Genomic DNA, 19,338 nt, shown 5'->3' with positions numbered 1-19,338 from the left:
GGGTTTATGTCTGAATATAGTGCGGTGATTCGTTGGGCTCGTGGTGACGATGAAGCCTTTAGTGATAACCAATACAGTCGCGGTCATACGTGGGAGTTTGATGGTGGTGTCACTGTGCCTGCTTCGTCTTCTCCTCATGTAGTGCCACTGCCGTTTTCAGTTGAGGCCAACGTTGATCCAGAAGAAGCCTTTATTGCGGCACTGTCTAGCTGCCATATGCTGACGTTTTTGGGCATTGCTGCAAAGCAGAAGTATGTAATCGACTCTTATGTGGATGATGCTGTTGGTGTGTTGGAAGAAGATGAATCAGGCTGCTCATCGGTCACTAAGGTGACTCTGCGACCTGACATTGTGTTCTCCGGTACTAAGAAGCCAACGGTCAAACAACTCGAGAAGCTGCATCATTTAGCGCACAAAAACTGTTTTATCGCCAACTCGGTAAAAACAGATATTGTGGTAGAGACTATTGGGTAACCTGCAGTTTATTCTTTGTGAGCAAAAACAGGATCTGGTAGTTTCGTAAACGCTGTGTGATTCTAAGCGTGATTTTGTGTATTGTAGATAGAGAGTTCTGAATGGTTACTAAGAGCGCTTGAATGATGGGTAGATATTGGTTGGAAAAGAGTTATGTTTAGCGTCCCATTGAATAGTTTTGTACACCGTGTGAGTGATAAAAGCCAAGTGATGGCGAATGCTGCGGAATGTGGATGTCAGTTGAAACGAGTTCGTCGTTCGCGTAATTGGTTGTTGGTTGCTCAAGAGCATCAACTCATTGAATTTAAAGCGATGTTAACCCACGAAAAAGATGGTTGGATAGCAATCGCAATTGACAAAGTACTGCCGAAACCTGTGGTGTGTTTGGCATCGCTGTTAGCCGCGACACCTTCAATGACCGTCGCTCAACTGGTGATGGAATCTGGATGTTCAATGGCAGAAGCAAGGCGTGCTATTGATGAACATGAAGGACTGTAGTCACATTCCAACCGTGTGAAAAGAGAATCGCGAGCAGCAAAAAGCCCGTAACGATATTGCGTTGGAAAACGTCATATAGTTACGGGCTTTATCATCTGTGCTGCTGTTAAGCTAAGCAACGTGGCTTATAAAGCATTGACTCGATTAAGAGTTAGCCACTTTTACACGAATCGTGTTTTTGCCAAGCTTTGACAAGTTCAGCTTGTTTAGTGCGGCTTTAGCTTCTTCGTGCTCTGGCATTTCAACAAAAGCAAAGCCTTTAGATTCACCAGTATCTTGGTCTAACACTAGGCTGCACTCTTTTACTGAGCCGAACTCAGAAAATAGCACACGGATGTCTTGCTCAGATGTAGAGCGCGATAGGTTACGAACTAGAAGTTTCATAATAAACCTTGAATATGAATTTACGCCGAGCATTGTCGCACATTTTTGTGCCCACCCTGACATAATAATTTGAGATCACGCTTGCTTGGTTTTATTACGCACAGCCAGCGCTTTTGAGTAATCATAAGTGATTATTCGTCGTCGAACTGTTTGGTCGTGAACGCGTCTTCGATTCGGTTAAGCTCTTCTTGTTCTTTTGCTCGCTTCTCTTCTTGAAGAGTTGCTCTTGTTTCGTTGAAACGTTTTTTCTCTGACTTAGTCAGGAATTTTACAGCTTTTTTGTTGGTCAGTGCGTAAGCAACTACGTCTTCGCCTTTTTCTCTGCGGTCGTTTACACGTTGTGAGAAACGTTCATTGTCGCGAGCTTTACGCTCCGCTGAGGTCAACTTGCTCATGCTTTAAAGCCTTTTCAATTATTCATGGTAGGGAATCTACGCTTAGCGAAACCAATGGGGAAGTGCTCATAATTGGTGGAACTGTGTATCACATCCGCTCAACTGAGTTTAGCCCATTTGTATGCTGGTGGCGCATCTTAGCACAAAGGCTTGAGCATACAGGTATGCTATTCGAGGGATTAAACAGAACAACCCACAATTTTCTGTTGTGGGTTGGGATTGCATTGTGGGCTGAGGTTGTTCAAGGGCTGTGATTATATGGTGGGCTGAGATTGTCTTTTGGGGTAGAGGCTATCGCTGATGGAACTGAGAATCAGAAACGCCAGTTAATTAAAGTTTTTCGATATACAAAATCACTTCACCGACTTTAAAGCCGAACTTAGACATCTCGGTTTTGTTGAACAGGCGTTTGTCGTCCATCAAGAACATCCAATCATCGAGCACTACTTCATAAGTGCTACCGTCTACTTCGATTTCCAAATCGTATTTCCAGTAAAGCGCTGAACCTTGGGTCTCTCCATATGCCGTGCCCACGACATCGTTGGCGGTGCCTGTGTAGGTGTTGTCACCGGTTTTGATGAGGTTCCAAACGCGGGTTGAACGCTCGCCATCAGCAAAGGAGAACCACTCTTTGATTTCTCCGTTGTCTCCATCCCAAGTAGCGATGAGCTTGGCATCAAAGCGGCGCAGTAAGTTACCAGAGCGGTCAAGCACGATGCCGTAGGCCATCAATTCACCGTCAAAGAAGGTTTCCAGCTTTAGCTCTGGGGTCGTGTCTGCGTGGTTCTCTAAACTTGCAGAGCCACAACCTGTTAGCCAAGCGAGCGACAATATTGTCAGGGCGAGTTTGATTATTTTTGTTTTTGGACTCATTTATTTAAACCTAAAAGTTGTTTGCGTAGGCCGGGCTCAGAGGTGTTTTCAGATAACCAAATCGCTAAGAAAGCGTCACCAAACTGCTTGTCTTGAATGATACCGATAGGCTGCTCATCGAAATAAAAACGACTCACGTTGTCTTCGGTTACGCGGATAGTGAGTGTGCTTCCTGCTTCTACGTTAGGCCACATCTCGTATAGAGGTTTCAACCAACGTTGGATATTGTTGTTGGAGTAACCAAGTTTGCTCCATTGGTCTTGGGTGGCTTCAACGAGGTCTTTGCTATCAATTGCGCGGTAATATTCAAGCTTTAAAGCGCGCTCGGAATTGGTTGGGGTCGCGTAGAATTCAGCGGAGTAGAGTGTCCAAAACAGGTAGCTCATCTCACCTTGGCCGCGTTTGCTTAGATTATCTACAGCGGAAGCTTTCGCATTTCCGGTTAACAGGAGTGCCGCGCAAATAAGGGTTAAGGTGACTAAGCTAAAGAGTCGATTTCTTGATTGCTCGCTTGTTTGAGTGCGAACGCGACTATTATCGCTCTCAGATTTGAACGCTTGCGTAGGGTTGCGTGGAAAAGCCATAAGTCACCTCGTTGTTGCCATTTTGGGTTGTACTAAGCTGGAGTAAGCGGCCACCAGTAAGGGCAACAAAATCCCCCAACTTATTGCAAGGGCAGCTAACACCGATGCGTCTGGCCAAGTAGTCAGAAGGGCGCCTGCTTTGATGCCTCCCCAATAACTACTAGTACCTGCTACGAACCCTATGACAAACAAGATCACTTTCGAGCATTTTAAAAGCCAATTTAGGCTGTGGTTAAAACTGATTAAAAACATGATCCACAGGCAAACTAGCCACACTGGGAACCAAGATTGATTTGCAATTTCAGAGTCGACGGCAAACACGCCGAAGTGAAGTGAGAGGCTATCAAGCAACAGCCCCAATGGTAATAAAATGAGTATTTTCAGATCGCTACTGCGAGTAGGGGAGAGAAGGAAGTGAACAGCCACAATCAGTGGCGCCACGAACGGGGCTTGCGCGGTAAAGAACGCGCTGCAAACCCAGGTCGCTTGAAACAGAACGAGATTAATAATCCAAAACCGTTTCATCTTTTGCTCCAAAGTAACGAGGTTTTCTAGCAACTAAGTGATGAGTACTGATCACGCGCTCTTTGAATGCACCTTCACAGTAGCAGAAGTAGAAGATCCACAAGCGCTTAAACTCTTCTGAATAGCCGAGAGACTCTAACTCTTCCCAACTGTTTTCAAAGGCAACATTCCAATCATTAAGCGTTCGAGCGTAGTGCAGGCCAATGTCATCAATTTCTTGGACAACAAGGTCTGTACTGGTCGCGAGGTGTTGGGTCATCACTGAGACCGAAGGTAGGCAACCGCCCGGGAAAATGTACTTCTGAATAAAGTCGACGCCTTTGCGATATTTGTCGTAACGACTGTCGGCAATAGTGATCGCTTGAATCAGCATTTTGCCTGATGGTTTCAACAGTGAAGAACATTTCTCAAAGAAGGTCTGTAGATATTCATGTCCGACCGCCTCAATCATCTCGATAGAGACCAACTTGTCATACTCACCAGTGAGGTTGCGATAGTCCTCTTTAAGCAGGGTGATTTTGTCGGTTAAGCCAAGCGCTTTTACTCTCTGTTCTGCAAGCGCGTGTTGGGCATCTGAGATTGTGGTTGTGGTGACATGGCATCCGTAGTGTTGCGCCATGAATATCGCTAAGCCACCCCAGCCGGTACCTATCTCGACCACGCTGTCTTTCTCTGACAACTCTAATCGCTCACAGATGGTTTTCATTTTGTTTTGCTGAGCTTTGGATAGAGTTTCTGCTTCTCCGCTGTAGATAGCGGAAGAGTATTGCATCGAGCTGTCTAAGAAGCGTTCATACAACTCATTGCCAATGTCGTAGTGCGCAAGAATATTACGTTTAGAGCCTTGCTCGGTATTGGCATTCTTACGACGCAACAATAGGTTTTTGATGCGAGAAATCCATTGCGTTTTATCGTCAAGCTCGTCGAGTTGAGATTGATTTCGAGCCATGATTTGAATCACTTTGGTGAGATCTGGGCTTGTCCATTTTCCATCAATGTAGGCCTCAGATGCGCCAATACTGCCGTCAATCACGACATCTCTAAAAAAGGTTGCATCGTGAATCACGATTCTACCTTTCAAGTCTGCTTCTCGATCGCCGAACACCGAATGCTGGTCGCGCTCAATAATCTCAAGCGTCGCGAATTGCAGGCTTTCTAGAACCTTAAAGATTAAAGCTCGATATTTACAGTTGCTTGAAACAGCAACGGCTTTAGCTTGTTGTTCAATGTTGTTGTTTTGTTTGGCAAGCTGTTCCATGTAAACCTCGCTGATAACTCATTCTAATATTTTGTGCCAACTAAGCTGGGTTGTGCCCCTTAGTTGGAGCGAACCCAAGCTTGGGTCGAGTTCTATTATTTAGTTGCTGTGAAGACACTTAAGATGTTGAGTCTGGATGCCCCACAAACGGTACTTTTTTCAGGAATAATTTGAGAGCCTGATAATAAATGCCCATCACGACTTTAATCGTCATTGCCGGAATCTTGAATACCGTTCGTCTAATGTTTGTCTTGGTTACTGACTGTTTCGTCAAGGCCAGTGTCGCATCGAAAAGCTTGTCGTCTCGGCGGCTTTCAATGTGGACCAAGGTGCGTTTCGCTGGTGGCTTAATCTTCCAAAAATAAGTCATATTCAAATCCATGAACGGCGAAACGTGAAACTCTTTCTTAACCTTTAATTCTTGGTGCATGTCGATCAGGTAGTAGTGTCTTTCTCGCCAAGGCGTGTTACTCACTTCAGCCAACATGTACTTACAATCTCCTGTTTCGTCGTAACAGAAGAAACAGTTGATTGGGCTGAAATAGATACCTAAACAGCGGCACTGAGCCAGCATCGTCACACGGTTTGAATCAGACCAAACCCCACCAAGTTTTTGTACTTTGGAAGCTATACGTTGTTTAAGTGATTTTGGTTCATCCGTGGTGGCATTTTCTTTTTTTTCAGCGAGATAATCCGATTCGACGAAGCGAATCGGGTTGTACCATCGAGTTCCGAACAGCGCACTGCGCGCTGTGGTTTGGGGCAGTTCATCGAGATCTAACCCCATCATATACAGCTGATAGCTGAACTCATGAGTGATGTCGCCAAAGCGGCGGTGTCTGATGTTGCCCCAATAGATCCCGCTGAGCTCTTCACTCTTTTCGGATGCGATCTCCATTTCGGATGTCAGGGTTTGACTGTTCATAGCGCTGAACTCGTACTCAAATCTAAACCGAAGCGTTTGGTCACATCGAGTGCACTGTGGACACCGTCTTCATGGAAGCCGTTGTACCAGTATGCGCCGGCGAAGTGAGTCTGGTTTTTGCCACAGATCTGTTCGCGCTTGTGTTGAGCCTCTACTGTGTTCGAGTTAAGTACCGGGTGATGATAAACAAAGCTGCGAATGATTTTTTCTGGGTCGATGGCTTCGCTCTGATTCAAGGTGACACAGAAGGTGTCCTGGCTTTCGATGCCTTGCAGAATGTTCATGTTGTATGTCACACAGGCAGGCCGCTGACTGTCGCCATCCAACATGTAGTTCCAACTTGCCCATGCAAGCTTTCTGTCTGGTAACAATCGGGTATCGGTGTGCAGAACCACTTCATTGCGGCTATATGGGATCTCGCCCAGTACCTGTTGCTCTTGTTCTGTTGCATCACCAAGCAGACGTAAGGCTTGGTCTGAGTGACAAGCAAAGATTACTTCGTCGAAACCTTGTGTGCTGCCATCTTCAAATTCAATCGTGATGCCCGTTTCTTGGCGAGTCACTTGTTTAATCGATGTATTCAGTGCAACGGGTTTGTTTAAGCGTGAAAGGATGATTTCAACATAAGAACGCGATCCTTTTGGAATCACATACCACTGAGGACGGTTCGCGATATCGAGCAATCCGTGGTTGTAGAAAAACTGGATGAAGAACTTCAGCTCAAACTCTTCCATCTCTTCCAAGCTTGTCGACCAAATAGCCGCGCCCATCGGTAGAATATAGTGCTGACTGAAAAAGTCGGAAAATTGATTATCACGTAGGAAGCTGCCGAGGGTAACGTCTGGTGTGAATTCATTGCTTTCAAACTGAGCCTTACACAGTTTGTTGAACTTGAGAATGTCAGACACTAAAGACCAGAACTGAGGTTTGAAGATGTTACTTCTCTGCGCGAATAACGAATTAATGCTGTGGCCGTTGTATTCAAACTTGGTAGTGGTGTTGTGGACGCTGAAGCTCATCTCGGTAGGTTGCCTTTCGACGCCGAGTTGTTCTAGAAGCTGATTGAAATTCGGGTAGGTTCGATCGTTGAATACGATGAAACCTGTATCTATCGAAAACGCCGAGCCTTGATGTTCAATATCAACGGTAGCGGTGTGGCCACCAACGTAATCGTTCTTTTCGAATACTGTTACGTCGTGGTGCTTATCTAATATATGCGCGCAAGTGAGTCCAGAGATACCTGAACCAATAATGGCGATTTTCTTCATTGTTATACCATCCTTGAAGCGAGTTTTTGCCAAACTGGAGTTGGAAGCATTCTTAGTAGCTTCATCAACATGATGAATCGTCTTGGGAAATCGATCTCACTCTTTCCTTGAGCGATACCATTTACGATTCGCTGAGTTGCGGCCTCACTACTAATAATCATAGGCATAGAGAACGTATTTCGCTCGGTTAATGGTGTTTCAACAAAGCCTGGGTGCACAATTGAGACATGAATGTTGTGCTCGGCGAGATCAACTGAGAGTGTTCTACCTAAGTAGGTGAGGGCTGCCTTTGAAGCGCCATAAGCCTCGGCTCTTGGCAAAGGTAAAAAGCTGGCGCTGGAGCTTACTAAAACCAAACGGCCGCCCGGCTTAATGTTTTTTAACCAGGCTTTAAGGGCGTAGCCAATTGAAATGAGATTGATGTTGATGACGCGCTCGAAAAGCTCAGCATCAAAATTCACTGGGTCGTTGATGTATTCACAATCACCCGCATTTAAAATCAGCAGATCGAGCGGCTTGTCTTGGTCGAGCTCTGGGAAGTTGTGGTAATCGGTCAGATCGAAACAGAGCGGCGTAATGGATGAATGCGCGATGTCTGTCTCATGAGAATCAACTAAGGCTTGCAGTTTGTCTGGGTTACGGCCACAAGCAATCACCTGATGCCCTTGCTCAGCGTAATCTTTAGCGAGTGATTGGCCGATACCTGAGGTCGCGCCTGTGATCATAATACGCATTATCGGCTCGCTCTTTTTTTGATGGATTTGATCGCGCAGCCCAGAACTGGAATGTGTTCGTACAACATAGAGCCGACATCAAGATAGTCTCTGTGATAGACCACTTGACCGTCGAGCATCTTAAGGTGGCTGTGTCCTTGTACTTCGATTGGCTTTTGACCGTTCAGCTGCTTATGAGAAAATTGCATCGTCCAATACACCGAAGCTTCGTCGTTCACTTCGAAAGTGTGTTCGATATGAAAGTAACAGCTCGTTACCTGGGTGTAGAGGTTCTCGAAGTAGTGCGTAAGCGCCGAAATACCGCTGACATGATGCAGCGGGTCTTGGAATTCAATATCAGGGTGATAAACCGTCTTAAGCACGTCGAAATTGTCGGTTCCGAGTTCTCGATACATGTTGAGAAAGTTATCAAGCCATAGAGAGTTATCCATAATATTCACTCTAATTATTTGAAGAAGGCTAAGGCTCTCAATCGTGCTTCTTTGTGCTCAACGATGGGTTGCCAGTATTCGCTGTCTATTCCGTTTTTAGTGATAAAGTCATGTGGGAAATGCACATGTTTATCTGGGATATTTTGCAGCTCTGGTATGTACTTACGAATAAAAATTCCTTTCGGATCAAACTTTTCACTCTGGGTGATCGGATTGAAAATTCTAAAGTAGGGTTGAGCATCACAGCCAGTACTTGAAGCCCATTGCCAACCGCCATTATTCGCGCTGAAATCACCATCGATAAGGTGAGACATAAAGAAGCGTTCGCCCCAGCGCCAGTCAATCAGCAGGTGTTTGGTTAGGAAGCTTGCTACCACCATTCTGAGCCTGTTGTGCATCCAGCCTGTCTCAACCAATTGACGCATCGCTGCATCAACTAATGGGTAGCCTGTTTTTCCTTCGCACCACGCTTTAAAGCTCGGGTTGTCGTGATACCAATCTAAGCCGTTGTATTTCTGCTGAAAGTTCGCACCTTTAACCAGTTTAGGATGGTGGAACATCAAATGCTTATAAAAATCTCGCCAAATCAATTCATTGAGCCAAGAAAAGGCTGGCAACTGAGTATCAAATAACAAGTCCGGCTGTTGTTGAATCAATTGAATCGCTAACCATCGTGGGCTCACAGCGCCAATGGTTAAGTAAGGGGAAAGGCCAGACGTGCCTTTTACCGATGGAATATCTCTAAGGCGAGAATAGTCATTAACTTTATTGGCTAAGAAATTGGGAATCACGCTCTCAAGGACGTCTTGGCTCAGTGGCCAACGCTCTGAATCGGTACGCGGAAAGTCGAAATCGTACTCGCCAGAAAAACCACTTAACGATTGTTTCAGTTGTGATGGATTCTGAAGCGAATCCGTTTCAGATGAACCTGCTTGCGCTGATCCTGTTGAATGCACTGGAGTTGGGCTGCAAATAATGCCTTTCGCTTGCACTTCTTTTAACCATGCGTTTTTGAAAGGTGTGAAAACCTTGAACATCTCACCTTGTTTATTCAGTACGCTACCTAATGGCAGAATCGTATCGCAGTCGGTTATTTTCAGTTTGATGCCGCTTGCGATTAAGTGTTTGTCTCTTAACTGCTCATCCACTTCAGGCTCTGAATTGGCATACACACATGTCGCATCGACCTGATTGCACAAGTTGATGAGTTGAGTGGCTTGGTCGTTAAAATCCGTAGCTTTGAGGTGTAGCAGAGTGATACCGAATTCAGCGAGTTGTGATTCGAACTGTTTCAGGTGGCGATAAATGAAGTCCGCTTTTATCGGTGCAAGGTGATGTTGTTGCCATTGCTGCGGGGTTGAAATAAAAACGGCGATAGATACGCCGTTTTCAACTGCAGAGACGAGCGCTGGGTTATCGTGAATCCTCAGGTCTCGTCTTATCCATAGAATGTCGCTCAATATCCGTATCTCAGCTTAAGTTCTTGTGGGTGTGGGTTTAGATAAACTTGTGATTCTAGGTACTCGTTTGGGTATTCCATCAGATAGTGATTAATCAGCGTCAGTGGAACTAACAGAGGAACCAGCCCTTCTCTGAATGATGAAATCTGATTGGTGAGCTCTTGTTTGTGAGCGCTACTCAGTTGTTTCTTAAAGTAACCTTGCAAATGATGCAGAGTATTGGCGTGGCTACCACGGTTCGCGTGGTGAGATAATGCCGTCATCAAGCCTTCAATATATTGTTTTGCCAACTCATCGATTTCAAGATCGTTGCTTGCTAATAATTTCCCAAGTTTCTTATAGCCTTCAATGTGGTGACACATTACTAAATACTTGTGAGCGCTATGAAATTGAATCAGCTTGTGTTTGGTTACACCTTCATCAACAAGATCGAGCCACTTTTGATATGTGAAAACACGAGTCATAAAGTTTTCACGCAGAATTGGATCGTTGAGGCGACCATTCTCTTCTACTGGAAGGAGGGGATTGCCTTGTATAACCTGTTGAGTAAACAAGCCAACACCTGTCGACTCAGAACCACGCCCGTGGTGGTGGTAAACCTTTACTCGCTCCATGCCACAGGTTGGGCTTTTCTGACACACAATGAACCCTGCGATGTGTTGGTTATTCTTTGAATAGTTTTGCCCAAACTCGATCAGTTCATCGGTGACGTCGCCAGAACCATCAGGTCGAGAAACATGGATGATGTCGTCTAACATTCTTGTTTGACGGATCGTAGGGCGAGGCGTTGGAAGTCCTACGCCCATCTCTGGGCAAACTGGCTCAAGTTCTACGTAGTCTGCAAGATCGTCTGTGCAAAAACGAGAACGCTTATGGCCAGTATCGAACCGAACTTTATGACCGGCGACACATGCACTAATGCCTATTTTTATTTTTTTATCCATTGGTCAATTCCTTACGCTCATTGCTCGTTGTTATTCTTATATTGTGTGTTTTGTTGCTTATTAAACATTACTTTAGTTCGGTTTTTACTTCTCTTACTAGCCAACTCTATGAGTCTTGTGACGTACCCGATAAATCTTTTCAAGCTAATAAATGTATTTACCCAGTGGGTTGAACAGTTGGCTCACCCCTTTAGTGAAATACAAGGCATCACTTGAAACGGTTAAACACACACAGCCTTCTTTAGTCGCAGGTTGGTGGGTGTGTTCTCCATCTAACCAGATGAAATCGCCTTTGTTATAGACACCCATTTCGTCCTCGAAGCTGCCTTCTAAAAGAAGCGTGATCTCGAAGCCTTTGTGAGTGTGACAAGGCACCTGTCCATCCTTGTCTATGTGCAGCAAGCTGGTGTGGTGTGATTCGTCATCAAAATCGAGGCGTGCACGAGAAATCTTGCCCAAGTTCAACCAGTCTTTTCTTGCGACTGAATTGAGTGCGCGAGGGATCGTGAATGTTGTGTTAGACACAGTCTCTTGTTGCGCTTCAACAACGACTTCGACAGCCTGAGACAAATCAGCTGTGATCTGGTCAATAGCATCAAAATCGAACTCCCCATCGTCAGATAGGAACGCATCCATTTCGCTGTCAGACAGTTTTAGCCCTGCTGTATCGCTTTCAAAGACTGAGTCAGCGGCTTGCGCCGTCAACATGCTTACTTGTTTTTGACAGTGTTCACAAAGCTCTACATGGCTAGAAACAATCAGAGAAACCGAATCCGCTAGATTGCCATCGACAAAATCTTTCAAGATTGCCGCATTTGGGTGATGTTTAATCATGGTCTTGTTCCCCCATGTGAACTTTTAGTTTGGCGAGTGCGAGTCTTAGACGTGATTTAACAGTTCCAAGCGGGACATCGAGTTGTTGGGCGAGCTGCTCTTGCGATAACTCTTGGAAGTAGACACCTTTCACAATGGTTTTTTGAGCGAGAGGCAACTTTTCGATTTGAGTCATTACATGACGGCTCATTAGATGATCGCCAAACTGAAGCTGATCACTTTGTGATTCGGCTACCATGGCGTCAATTGGCCAAATGTCGTCAGCGATGGTTTGCTCTGCTTTCGCTTTTACCTTTCTTAACATATCAAAGGCGGCGTTCCGCATAACGGTATAAACCCAAGTGGTTGCTGCGCCTTTCTCTTCGTTGTAGAGATGCGCTTTCTTCCAAACGTTGGTCATCGTGTCTTGGACTAGCTCGTTGGCAGCGGCTTCACCGCCCAACTTACTGATGCCAAAACGCTTGATTTTGGGAGCAAAGAATTTAAACAAGCAAGTAAATGCCTGCTTATCTCTGTCTGAACCAACCAAAATCAGCCAGCTTGAGAGCTCTGTAGGTACCTTACTTTCGGTAGGTAGTTTGTTGTCGGGGATAATGACATGCTCCTTGCCGTTCCCTGTTCTTCTGCTTTCCACTTGCATAGTAATCAACCATCATGCGAATTTGATAGACACTACGTGGAGAGTGAAGATGGGGATCACTTTATTTTAAATTAATTTCTACTATACAAAATTATAGTGAATAAAAGTGCTTATTGCCCTGTAATGATTTGATTCAAAAAGGGAACTAAAGACGGAAAACTAGCGGGTTCTGTGAATTTGGTTTTCTTTTCCAATGGGATAGGCATCATTTCGAGGAGTCGAGCACAGATCCATTGAGGGCTTTCAAAGTCAGGCGTGGGGTAAAGTGCTCTGATTGAATCGTGTTCTCGAAACAATTCGACGAGAAACGCAGTCACCACGTTAGGAACCTTATAGCTGTGTTGTGGCCAGTGAGGTAAAGGGCGGAAATCACTTTTGATTAGGTCATCAGTGTCGCGGAAGGAGGAGTGAAGCTTCACCAACTGTTCGCCTTCAACATCGATTTCCAGAATTTGGTCATCGGACATATTGAAATCAACAATAGAGACTTTTGTCCCCCAAGAACTCAGACGTTCGGAGTTGGTGTCGTCCTGAGTCGCAATGATGAAGCCGTCTCCTTGCGCAGCATGAGCGACCATTTTCAAATACTTGGGTTCGAAAATACGCAGTCTTTGTCTGCCCCTTGGCAAAATGAATAACGGGAGAGGAAACACCGCAAGCTCTTGAGAAGTCTGTACGGGTGATTCTGATTCGGTTTCTATCCGTGTGATCTTCTCAGCTGAATTCGGCACATAGCACTCCTTAGTTCATACATGATTGAGTCTGTACGGATTTGATTCGTACGTAATTCAGAGATGTATACGCGTGCTCGTTGAAGTTCGATCAATGTGGGGTGATGTATTGAACAGGAAGTTAGAGAGAGGGAGACATGGTTTTTTGTCGCGTTTATTCGCAATTTAATCGGTTTAACCTTTTTTAACTTACGGCATTAGGTAATATGGGTTAAGAATTAGTCAATGGGTAGATAACAAGCGACATGCTTATCTCTTAGTTCTTCTTTACCTGACATCACATCAAAGGAATGGTCATGATCGTTATTTATGGTATCAAAGAGTGCTTAAATCCGATTAAGTTACAGCTTTCTAATGTCTTACAACAATGTTTGAACAGTGAGATGGGGTTACCTGATGACAAACGAGCGCATCGGTTTGTACCATTAGAAAGAGATGATTTCTTTTATCCCGAAGGGCGAACAGAAGCTTATACCGTCATAGAAATCAATATGATGGAAGGGCGAGCGGTGAACACCAAAAAGCGCCTGATTAAGAAGATATTTTCTGAAATAGAAAAGCAGCTGGCCATCTCTCCCATTGATATCGAGATTACCATTAAGGAACAGCCATCGCATTGCTGGGGCTTTCGAGGCATGACTGGCGATGAAGCCCAAGATCTTAAATATAAAGTAAAGGTCTAGGGTTTAAGCTCCTAACTCCTAACTCCTAATACGTAAGACAGAGGACTTAAGCTAACCTATCTAGTCGTGGTTTTGGAGTTTGATGCCAAAGCCGTTAGATGGGCTGAGTTTGGACATATGAATTATAGGTAAATGATTCATGGACAATGCCCTAAAGGGACGAGTTTCTTTGTTTTCCGCTGTATGTCACTACAGTTCGTTTGCGACAGTGGCAAGTTTGTTTTAGAGTGCAACTCTTTTCAGCATTTTTAGATTAGTTATGGTTAGAATCAACACGAATTTAATTCAAAAGATACTCATTACACTGCCTTTGTTTTGGATTGTTACCGTTCAGGTGTGGTTAGGTCAGGGGAGTAAGCCTCTTGCGGGTATCACTTTATTTATTGCGGCCTGTTGTGCTCTTTTGTACCGAAAAAACAAGGAGAAGCATGACTGGTTTGAAGATAGCTGGATATGGATACTGCTCTTGCTCTCTGTTTTTGCTGTTGCCTCTTATGAGTTGCATGGTTTCAGCAGTCAAGAGCTGAGGGCAACTTTGATTGGCTTGGTGTTTTTCCTTTTTTATCGAAATGGCTTTGTTAAGTTATCAGATATACAGAACTTATGTTTCACTTCTGTTGTCAGTACAACTGTCCTTGTTGCTTACTATATCTTTTTTCTCTCTGGGGATCGGGAGAGCTTGACGTCTAATGCTCTAATTTTTGCTTCAATACAGGGCTTCGCTGTTGTTTTGTTACTCGCACTTGGTTGTATTTCGTATGAAGGGAAAAGGCCCAAAACAATGGCTATCTTGGCATTTATAGGTTTTTTATCCATGTTTTTGGTAGGCTCAAGAGGACCTCTACTAGCTGTTATTATTATTGGTTTAGTTGTTCTAATTAAAATGATGCTACAACATCGCCAGTACAAGGTACTATTTGGTGTTATTGCCATGGTTGTTTTTTCTGTTTTTTTGATGTCGAAATATGACGTGGTAAGTGAACGTATTGACTATAGCTTGTATGAGTACCATCAGATATTGCAAGGCAACATGGATACGTCGATTGGTCAGAGATTACAATTGTATCAAGCTGGCATCGATTTTTTTGTAGATAGCCCCTTGTTCGGTATCGGGGGAGATAAAGAGGCACAATTAGATACACTATCATTTACCCCAACAAATTCCGGTAAGCACCTTATTGTCAATGCACACCTTCATAATAATTATATTGATAAAGCAGCGTCATCTGGCTTGGTAGGCATTGCCCTTTTCATGCTTAGTTTGATGTACCCTTTGTTTAATTCAAGATACAAGCTATCGCCTATTGTATTGTTACCGGTCGTTTATTTTTCTTTCCTGTGTCTATTCGATTCACCTTTCAGGAATGGTGATTTAGCTGTGATGTACTTTGTGTTTATTGGAGTACTACTAAAACTGCAAGTGAGAACAGAAGCGCAATGAAGCTAGCATATTACGCTCATTTCATTGTGGGTAGTTTTAGTGCATTTATTGATAAATAAGTTTTAAGTGAATAAATAATGAGTAGTCATTTTAGGTGTGACATTAATGCATTACGTGCATTGGCTGTCTCAATCGTCGTCATTTTCCATTTTTTCCCGGATTTTATCACTGGCGGCTTCTTAGGTGTGGATGTATTTTTTGTTATTTCAGGTTTCCTGATGACAAAAATTATCATGTCGAGTTTGGAAACTAATACCATCTCATTAAAGGGCTTTTACTTAGCGAGGGCAAAGCGCATTATTCCTGCGCTAGCGGTCATGTGCCTTGTTGTGTTACTCGTTGGCATTATTTACCTAGACCCTTGGGCGTTAAGAAAACTAGGTAAGCATATTCTCACCAGTGTGGGGTTTGTTTCTAACCATACCTATTTAAAAGAGTCGGGATACTTTGATGTGGCCGCGCAAAGCAAGTGGTTACTTCACACTTGGTCTTTATCCGTAGAATGGCAATTCTATGTATTATATCCTCTTGTTTTAATGGCGACCTACAAGTTATTCGGAGCTAAAGGTGCAGCCGTTGCTATTGGAACGACTCTAATAGGAAGTCTAGCTTATAACTATACGTATTTAGGGAGCTCGGCTTCTTATTACACATTACCGTCTCGCGCATGGGAACTGCTCGTAGGTTCGGTGGTTGCTTTGAAAAGAGAGCCCATTGAATTAAAAAAATCCAATGTTCAGTTATTGCTGTTAGTCGCTATTGCCTCACTGTTTATTTCCCCTTTCTTGATAGACAGCAGCACACTTTGGCCGAGTCATGTGACGCTTATTCCGGTCATTGCTACCGCGATAATTCTGCTTTTGAATTTGGACCTCAATTTTACCTTTCATAAATCACGGCTGATACAAGGGGTTGGGTTATGTTCCTACTCAATTTATCTCTGGCATTGGCCTATTAATGTTTTCATTAAAAACCTCACAAATAACACTATTACCCACAATATAATCGGAGTAATGGTTTCGGTATTGATGGGGCTCCTTTCATTTAAGTTCATTGAAAGTTACCGACCTAAGGAGACACGCAAAGGCGGTAAGTTCTTTTTGAACTATTACCCTCTAGTTCTTGCTTCCTTTATTGCCTTGATAGGGCAGGTTATTTATGAAAGTGAAGGGTTACTTTGGCGCCTGGATAAAACACAGCTAGTCATTGCACAAAGTGTCTATGAACGGAATCCACGAAGCGGAGAGTGCCACGTCGAATTTGGACCATCTCCTGAGTGTCAGTATGGATCAGGACCCGTATCCGCTATTGTTTTAGGCGATAGCCATGGCGCATCGATAGCGAGAAGTGTTGAAGCGTCAGCACCTAACGATACATCGGTCATCGACTGGACGAGAAGCGCATGTCCGACGATTTCAGGTATCAAAAGAGTGCTTTCAAGTGGTGAGTTATCAGAAGAGTGTGGGGATTTTGTCTCAGCATCGCTAATAAAAGCGAAAACCAACTACCCTAACGTTCCTGTTGTTGTCATTAACAGAATGGGGGGCTATCTATATGGTTCGAATGAAGATGGATGGCAAAACGAGCAAGAAAAGATCACTTTAATCGCAGGAGAGAAAAGGTTTCGGACCAGATCGGAAGAGTACCTGAACTCAATCTTATCCAGTTTTGAAAAGACCATGTGCGAGCTTAGTCAATCTAACCCTGTTTATTTGGTCAAGCCAATCCCTGAGCTTAAGAAAGATGTACCTAAAACTATGTATAAGTATTCGATTCTAAATCAATCTGATATTTCGGTTTCTATTCCTCTTGAAGAGTACCGACAAAGAACCGCATTGATTACGAAATCTTATGAAAAAATCAGCCAAAACTGTCGAGTTACTCTTATAGACCCTGAACCGATATTTTGTGATGATCAGCAGTGCCAAGGGGATATCAACAATCACCCAACATACGTTGATGACGATCACCTGAATGAATTTGGTGCTAGCCAACTTATTCCTCAATTTCGCGAAAAAATATGGGGTCAATCAGCTTCGTAGGAAATGCTCATTCGCCCTTATTGTTTACACGAAAGAATAAGGACGTTTCTGTGTTTGGAGCTATTGTGTTGGTCTTAAATGATTTGTTTAGGTAGCGATGTTTAAGATAAATTTCGGTTCAAGTGAACCCTTGTGCTATACTCCGCGCCCCAATCCGAATTGGCTTGTTAAATCTTAGGAAATTATTATGAGTGTTAAAAACGAACTTCAACAAATTAACAACCGTCTAGACAAGTGTCGCAACAAGTTAGCGGCTGCTAAAACTCGTAATGATCGTCCTGTTGTTCGTCAATTTGAAGACGAGATTAAGAAGCTAACCAAGAAAATTGCTCAGTTGAAACATAAAGAAAGCTTCGATGTAAATCAAGAGCGTAAGTCTTTGGTTGATATGCCATTTAGCCGTGAGATTACAAAAGCTGAGCAAGCGGATATGGGTAAACTTAAGAAGTCTGTAAAAGGGCTCGTAATTGTTCACCCAATGACCAAGATCGGCAAAGAGCTTCGCATTGAGGTTATGACTGGTTACGCACCGAAAAAATTCTAATTACCAGTGATGGTGATGAAAGAGGAGCTAGTAATAGCTCCTTTTTGCTTTTTTAGGTATTAAAAAAGCAGAGTCAGCGGCAAGGATACTCACGCCGTTATCAACTTTTTGGAGGTGATTGTTGTCACAAATCCTTTTATCTCCTATAAAAGTTAACGTGTCACTAACATGGCACTAAGTGAACGCAGTAATGTGTTCGCTTTTCGAATCTACAATTTCTCTCCAGTTTGTATAAATATAGGTAGAGCAGCACAGATAATTACAGATAAAACTAGACTCATTAAGGAAGATGAGAACGTAAAAAAATAGAGGTTATATGAATCAATTAATTTCAATTGGACCACTAGAATCCTTCCTAATCGCGATTAGTGTTTTGTTTCTAGGTCATTTCGTCAATGCAAAGCTTCCGGTTCTCAAAAAGTACAATATTCCAGAGCCCATTGTCGGCGGCTTGATTGTCGCTTTTGCTATTACAGCCCTGCACTTTAACGGCCTTGATCTTGAGTTTTCCTTGCCCCTGCAGAACACGTTTATGTTGATGTTCTTTGCAACGGTCGGCCTTGCGGCTAACTACACGCAGCTGATAAAAGGTGGTGCTAAGGTATTCCTATTCTTAGGGGTGGCTTCGGTTTACATCATTATCCAAAACGGTGTAGGCGTAACACTTGCGACGGCACTAGGCCTTGAACCCTTAATGGGTTTGATTGCTGGATCTATCACGCTTTCGGGTGGTCACGGCACGGGCGCAGCTTGGTCTCAAACTTTTTCAGACACGTTTGGCATTGCCAATACTCTAGAAATCGCGATGGCTTCAGCGACGTTTGGTTTGATTATCGGTGGTATTATCGGTAGCCCAGTAGCACAAAAGCTGATTGATAAAAACCAGCTTGAATCTGAGTACGGCACTGGCACGCAAACCCACGAGCGTTTTCCTGAGCTTGTTACTTACAACGAGTATGAAGAAGACAAAGTAACAGCGAAGAAGGTGATTGAAGTATTGTTCATTCTTCTTATCTGTATCTCGGGGGCGAAATACCTAGAAGAGTGGGTGGCGACTTTTGAAATTTCTTGGTTGATGATTCCTGACTTCGTTTACGCGTTGTTTATCGGTGTGTTCATCACTAACGTTTTTGAAGTGACTAAGCTGCATAAAACCGACAGTGAAACGGTCGATATTCTTGGTACGGTGTCATTGTCACTGTTCCTAGCAATGGCGCTAATGAGCCTTAAGCTTTGGAACATCTTTGACCTTGCGATTCCGTTCTTGGTTATCCTTGCGGTTCAGGCGGTGGTGTTAGGTATCTTCTCTTACTTTGTGACGTTTAAAGTAATGGGTTCTAACTACGACGCAGCGGTTATGGCAGGTGGTCACTGTGGTTTCGGCCTAGGTGCAACACCAACAGCGGTAATGAACATGGGCTCTTTGGTGAACCGTTTTGGTCCATCGCCACAAGCCTTCATGGTGGTGCCAATTGTTGGTGCCTTCTTTATCGATATCGTTAACCTGATTATCCTTCAAGGTTACATCTCGTTTATCGGTTAATGTTCGCCTTTGCTTAAACGCGATGAGCTCATCGCACTAAGATGAACACAAGAAAGCCAGTCTGTTGACTGGCTTTTTTATGGTTCATCGCGGATTAGCGGGAACTTAAAACAAAAACGGTAGTAAG

22 protein-coding genes are annotated in these 19,338 nt (G+C 43.8%); 7 read left to right on the top strand and 15 right to left on the bottom strand.

Translation table 11 applies throughout. The annotated features are described in order from the left end of the window. Positions 1 to 6 precede the first annotated feature (6 nt). Positions 7 to 474, top strand: a complete 468-nt coding sequence (locus ACED42_RS12660; protein ID WP_371702779.1) for an OsmC family protein — start codon at positions 7 to 9, stop codon at positions 472 to 474. Between the two features lie 153 nt (positions 475 to 627). After that, positions 628 to 972 (top strand): ribosome recycling factor family protein, encoded by a 345-nt coding sequence (locus tag ACED42_RS12655; protein ID WP_371702778.1) that lies wholly within the window; start codon positions 628 to 630, stop codon positions 970 to 972. 144 nt (positions 973 to 1,116) lie between these two features. Here ACED42_RS12655 and ACED42_RS12650 read toward each other — a convergent pair whose 3' ends face one another. The 15 genes from ACED42_RS12650 to ACED42_RS12580 all read right to left on the bottom strand — a co-directional run bounded on the left by ACED42_RS12650 (position 1,117) and on the right by ACED42_RS12580 (position 12,958). Beyond that, complete coding sequence (locus ACED42_RS12650) at positions 1,117 to 1,356, bottom strand: RNA recognition motif domain-containing protein (RefSeq protein WP_371702776.1); 240 nt, start codon at positions 1,354 to 1,356, stop codon at positions 1,117 to 1,119. Between the two features lie 131 nt (positions 1,357 to 1,487). Continuing rightward, entirely contained in the window at positions 1,488 to 1,751 is a 264-nt protein-coding gene (locus ACED42_RS12645) for a hypothetical protein (RefSeq protein WP_009846078.1), read from the bottom strand. Positions 1,752 to 2,081: 330 nt separating this feature from the next. Beyond that, positions 2,082 to 2,624, bottom strand: a complete 543-nt coding sequence (locus tag ACED42_RS12640; protein WP_017100703.1) for a DUF3833 domain-containing protein — start codon at positions 2,622 to 2,624, stop codon at positions 2,082 to 2,084. Then, positions 2,621 to 3,208, bottom strand: a complete 588-nt coding sequence (locus tag ACED42_RS12635) for a chalcone isomerase family protein (protein ID WP_371702775.1) — start codon at positions 3,206 to 3,208, stop codon at positions 2,621 to 2,623. The genes ACED42_RS12640 and ACED42_RS12635 overlap by 4 nt, the downstream gene beginning before the upstream one ends. Positions 3,209 to 3,211: 3 nt before the next feature. Next, positions 3,212 to 3,733 (bottom strand): DUF2878 domain-containing protein, encoded by a 522-nt coding sequence (locus ACED42_RS12630; RefSeq protein WP_371702773.1) that lies wholly within the window; start codon positions 3,731 to 3,733, stop codon positions 3,212 to 3,214. Beyond that, positions 3,711 to 4,991, bottom strand: a complete 1,281-nt coding sequence (locus ACED42_RS12625; protein ID WP_102248799.1) for a cyclopropane-fatty-acyl-phospholipid synthase family protein — start codon at positions 4,989 to 4,991, stop codon at positions 3,711 to 3,713. Before ACED42_RS12625 ends, ACED42_RS12630 begins: the two co-directional genes overlap by 23 nt. Before the next feature lie 118 nt (positions 4,992 to 5,109). Further along, on the bottom strand, positions 5,110 to 5,916 hold the full coding sequence (locus ACED42_RS12620) for a DUF1365 domain-containing protein (protein WP_371702772.1): 807 nt from the start codon (positions 5,914 to 5,916) through the stop codon (positions 5,110 to 5,112). Continuing rightward, on the bottom strand, positions 5,913 to 7,184 hold the full coding sequence (locus ACED42_RS12615; RefSeq protein ID WP_371702771.1) for an NAD(P)/FAD-dependent oxidoreductase: 1,272 nt from the start codon (positions 7,182 to 7,184) through the stop codon (positions 5,913 to 5,915). The genes ACED42_RS12620 and ACED42_RS12615 overlap by 4 nt, the downstream gene beginning before the upstream one ends. Before the next feature lie 2 nt (positions 7,185 to 7,186). Further along, positions 7,187 to 7,918 carry an SDR family NAD(P)-dependent oxidoreductase gene (locus ACED42_RS12610; RefSeq protein WP_371702770.1) on the bottom strand — a complete coding sequence of 244 codons (732 nt, stop codon included), beginning with the start codon at positions 7,916 to 7,918 and terminating at the stop codon, positions 7,187 to 7,189. Further along, entirely contained in the window at positions 7,918 to 8,349 is a 432-nt protein-coding gene (locus ACED42_RS12605; RefSeq protein WP_371702769.1) for a nuclear transport factor 2 family protein, read from the bottom strand. The genes ACED42_RS12610 and ACED42_RS12605 overlap by 1 nt, the downstream gene beginning before the upstream one ends. A 14-nt stretch (positions 8,350 to 8,363) precedes the next feature. Continuing rightward, positions 8,364 to 9,809: a deoxyribodipyrimidine photo-lyase gene (gene phrB / locus ACED42_RS12600; protein WP_371702767.1), complete on the bottom strand. Its 1,446-nt coding sequence runs from the start codon at positions 9,807 to 9,809 to the stop codon at positions 8,364 to 8,366. After that, a complete protein-coding gene (locus tag ACED42_RS12595; protein WP_371702766.1) occupies positions 9,806 to 10,753 on the bottom strand; it encodes a YbgA family protein in 948 nt (315 codons plus the stop codon). Before ACED42_RS12595 ends, phrB begins: the two co-directional genes overlap by 4 nt. Positions 10,754 to 10,897: 144 nt before the next feature. After that, entirely contained in the window at positions 10,898 to 11,587 is a 690-nt protein-coding gene (locus ACED42_RS12590) for a ChrR family anti-sigma-E factor (RefSeq protein WP_065111745.1), read from the bottom strand. After that, entirely contained in the window at positions 11,580 to 12,227 is a 648-nt protein-coding gene (locus ACED42_RS12585) for a sigma-70 family RNA polymerase sigma factor (RefSeq protein ID WP_009846090.1), read from the bottom strand. The genes ACED42_RS12590 and ACED42_RS12585 overlap by 8 nt, the downstream gene beginning before the upstream one ends. A 110-nt stretch (positions 12,228 to 12,337) precedes the next feature. Beyond that, a complete protein-coding gene (locus tag ACED42_RS12580) occupies positions 12,338 to 12,958 on the bottom strand; it encodes an LON peptidase substrate-binding domain-containing protein (protein ID WP_371702764.1) in 621 nt (206 codons plus the stop codon). A 296-nt stretch (positions 12,959 to 13,254) separates the two neighbouring features. Here ACED42_RS12580 and ACED42_RS12575 point away from each other — a divergent pair, with 296 nt between their 5' ends. From ACED42_RS12575 to gltS, 5 genes are all read left to right on the top strand, one after another. Beyond that, a complete protein-coding gene (locus ACED42_RS12575; RefSeq protein WP_017070218.1) occupies positions 13,255 to 13,641 on the top strand; it encodes a tautomerase family protein in 387 nt (128 codons plus the stop codon). Between the two features lie 259 nt (positions 13,642 to 13,900). Further along, positions 13,901 to 15,082: an O-antigen ligase family protein gene (locus tag ACED42_RS12570; protein WP_371702762.1), complete on the top strand. Its 1,182-nt coding sequence runs from the start codon at positions 13,901 to 13,903 to the stop codon at positions 15,080 to 15,082. 77 nt (positions 15,083 to 15,159) lie between these two features. Next, entirely contained in the window at positions 15,160 to 17,124 is a 1,965-nt protein-coding gene (locus ACED42_RS12565; RefSeq protein WP_371702760.1) for an acyltransferase family protein, read from the top strand. Between the two features lie 187 nt (positions 17,125 to 17,311). Then, positions 17,312 to 17,668, top strand: a complete 357-nt coding sequence (locus ACED42_RS12560; protein ID WP_004732722.1) for a YibL family ribosome-associated protein — start codon at positions 17,312 to 17,314, stop codon at positions 17,666 to 17,668. A gap of 316 nt (positions 17,669 to 17,984) precedes the next feature. Further along, the gene (gene gltS, locus ACED42_RS12555) at positions 17,985 to 19,211 is read left to right on the top strand and encodes a sodium/glutamate symporter (protein ID WP_004732723.1); all 1,227 of its coding nucleotides are present in this window, start codon (positions 17,985 to 17,987) and stop codon (positions 19,209 to 19,211) included. Positions 19,212 to 19,338 lie beyond the last annotated feature (127 nt).

The sequence above is a fragment of the Vibrio sp. FF145 genome (assembly GCF_041439075.1).
Taxonomy (GTDB): Bacteria; Pseudomonadota; Gammaproteobacteria; order Enterobacterales; family Vibrionaceae; genus Vibrio; species Vibrio tasmaniensis_A.
Note: the sequence above shows the minus strand (reverse complement) of the source record. Positions and strands in the feature narration are given on the sequence as shown.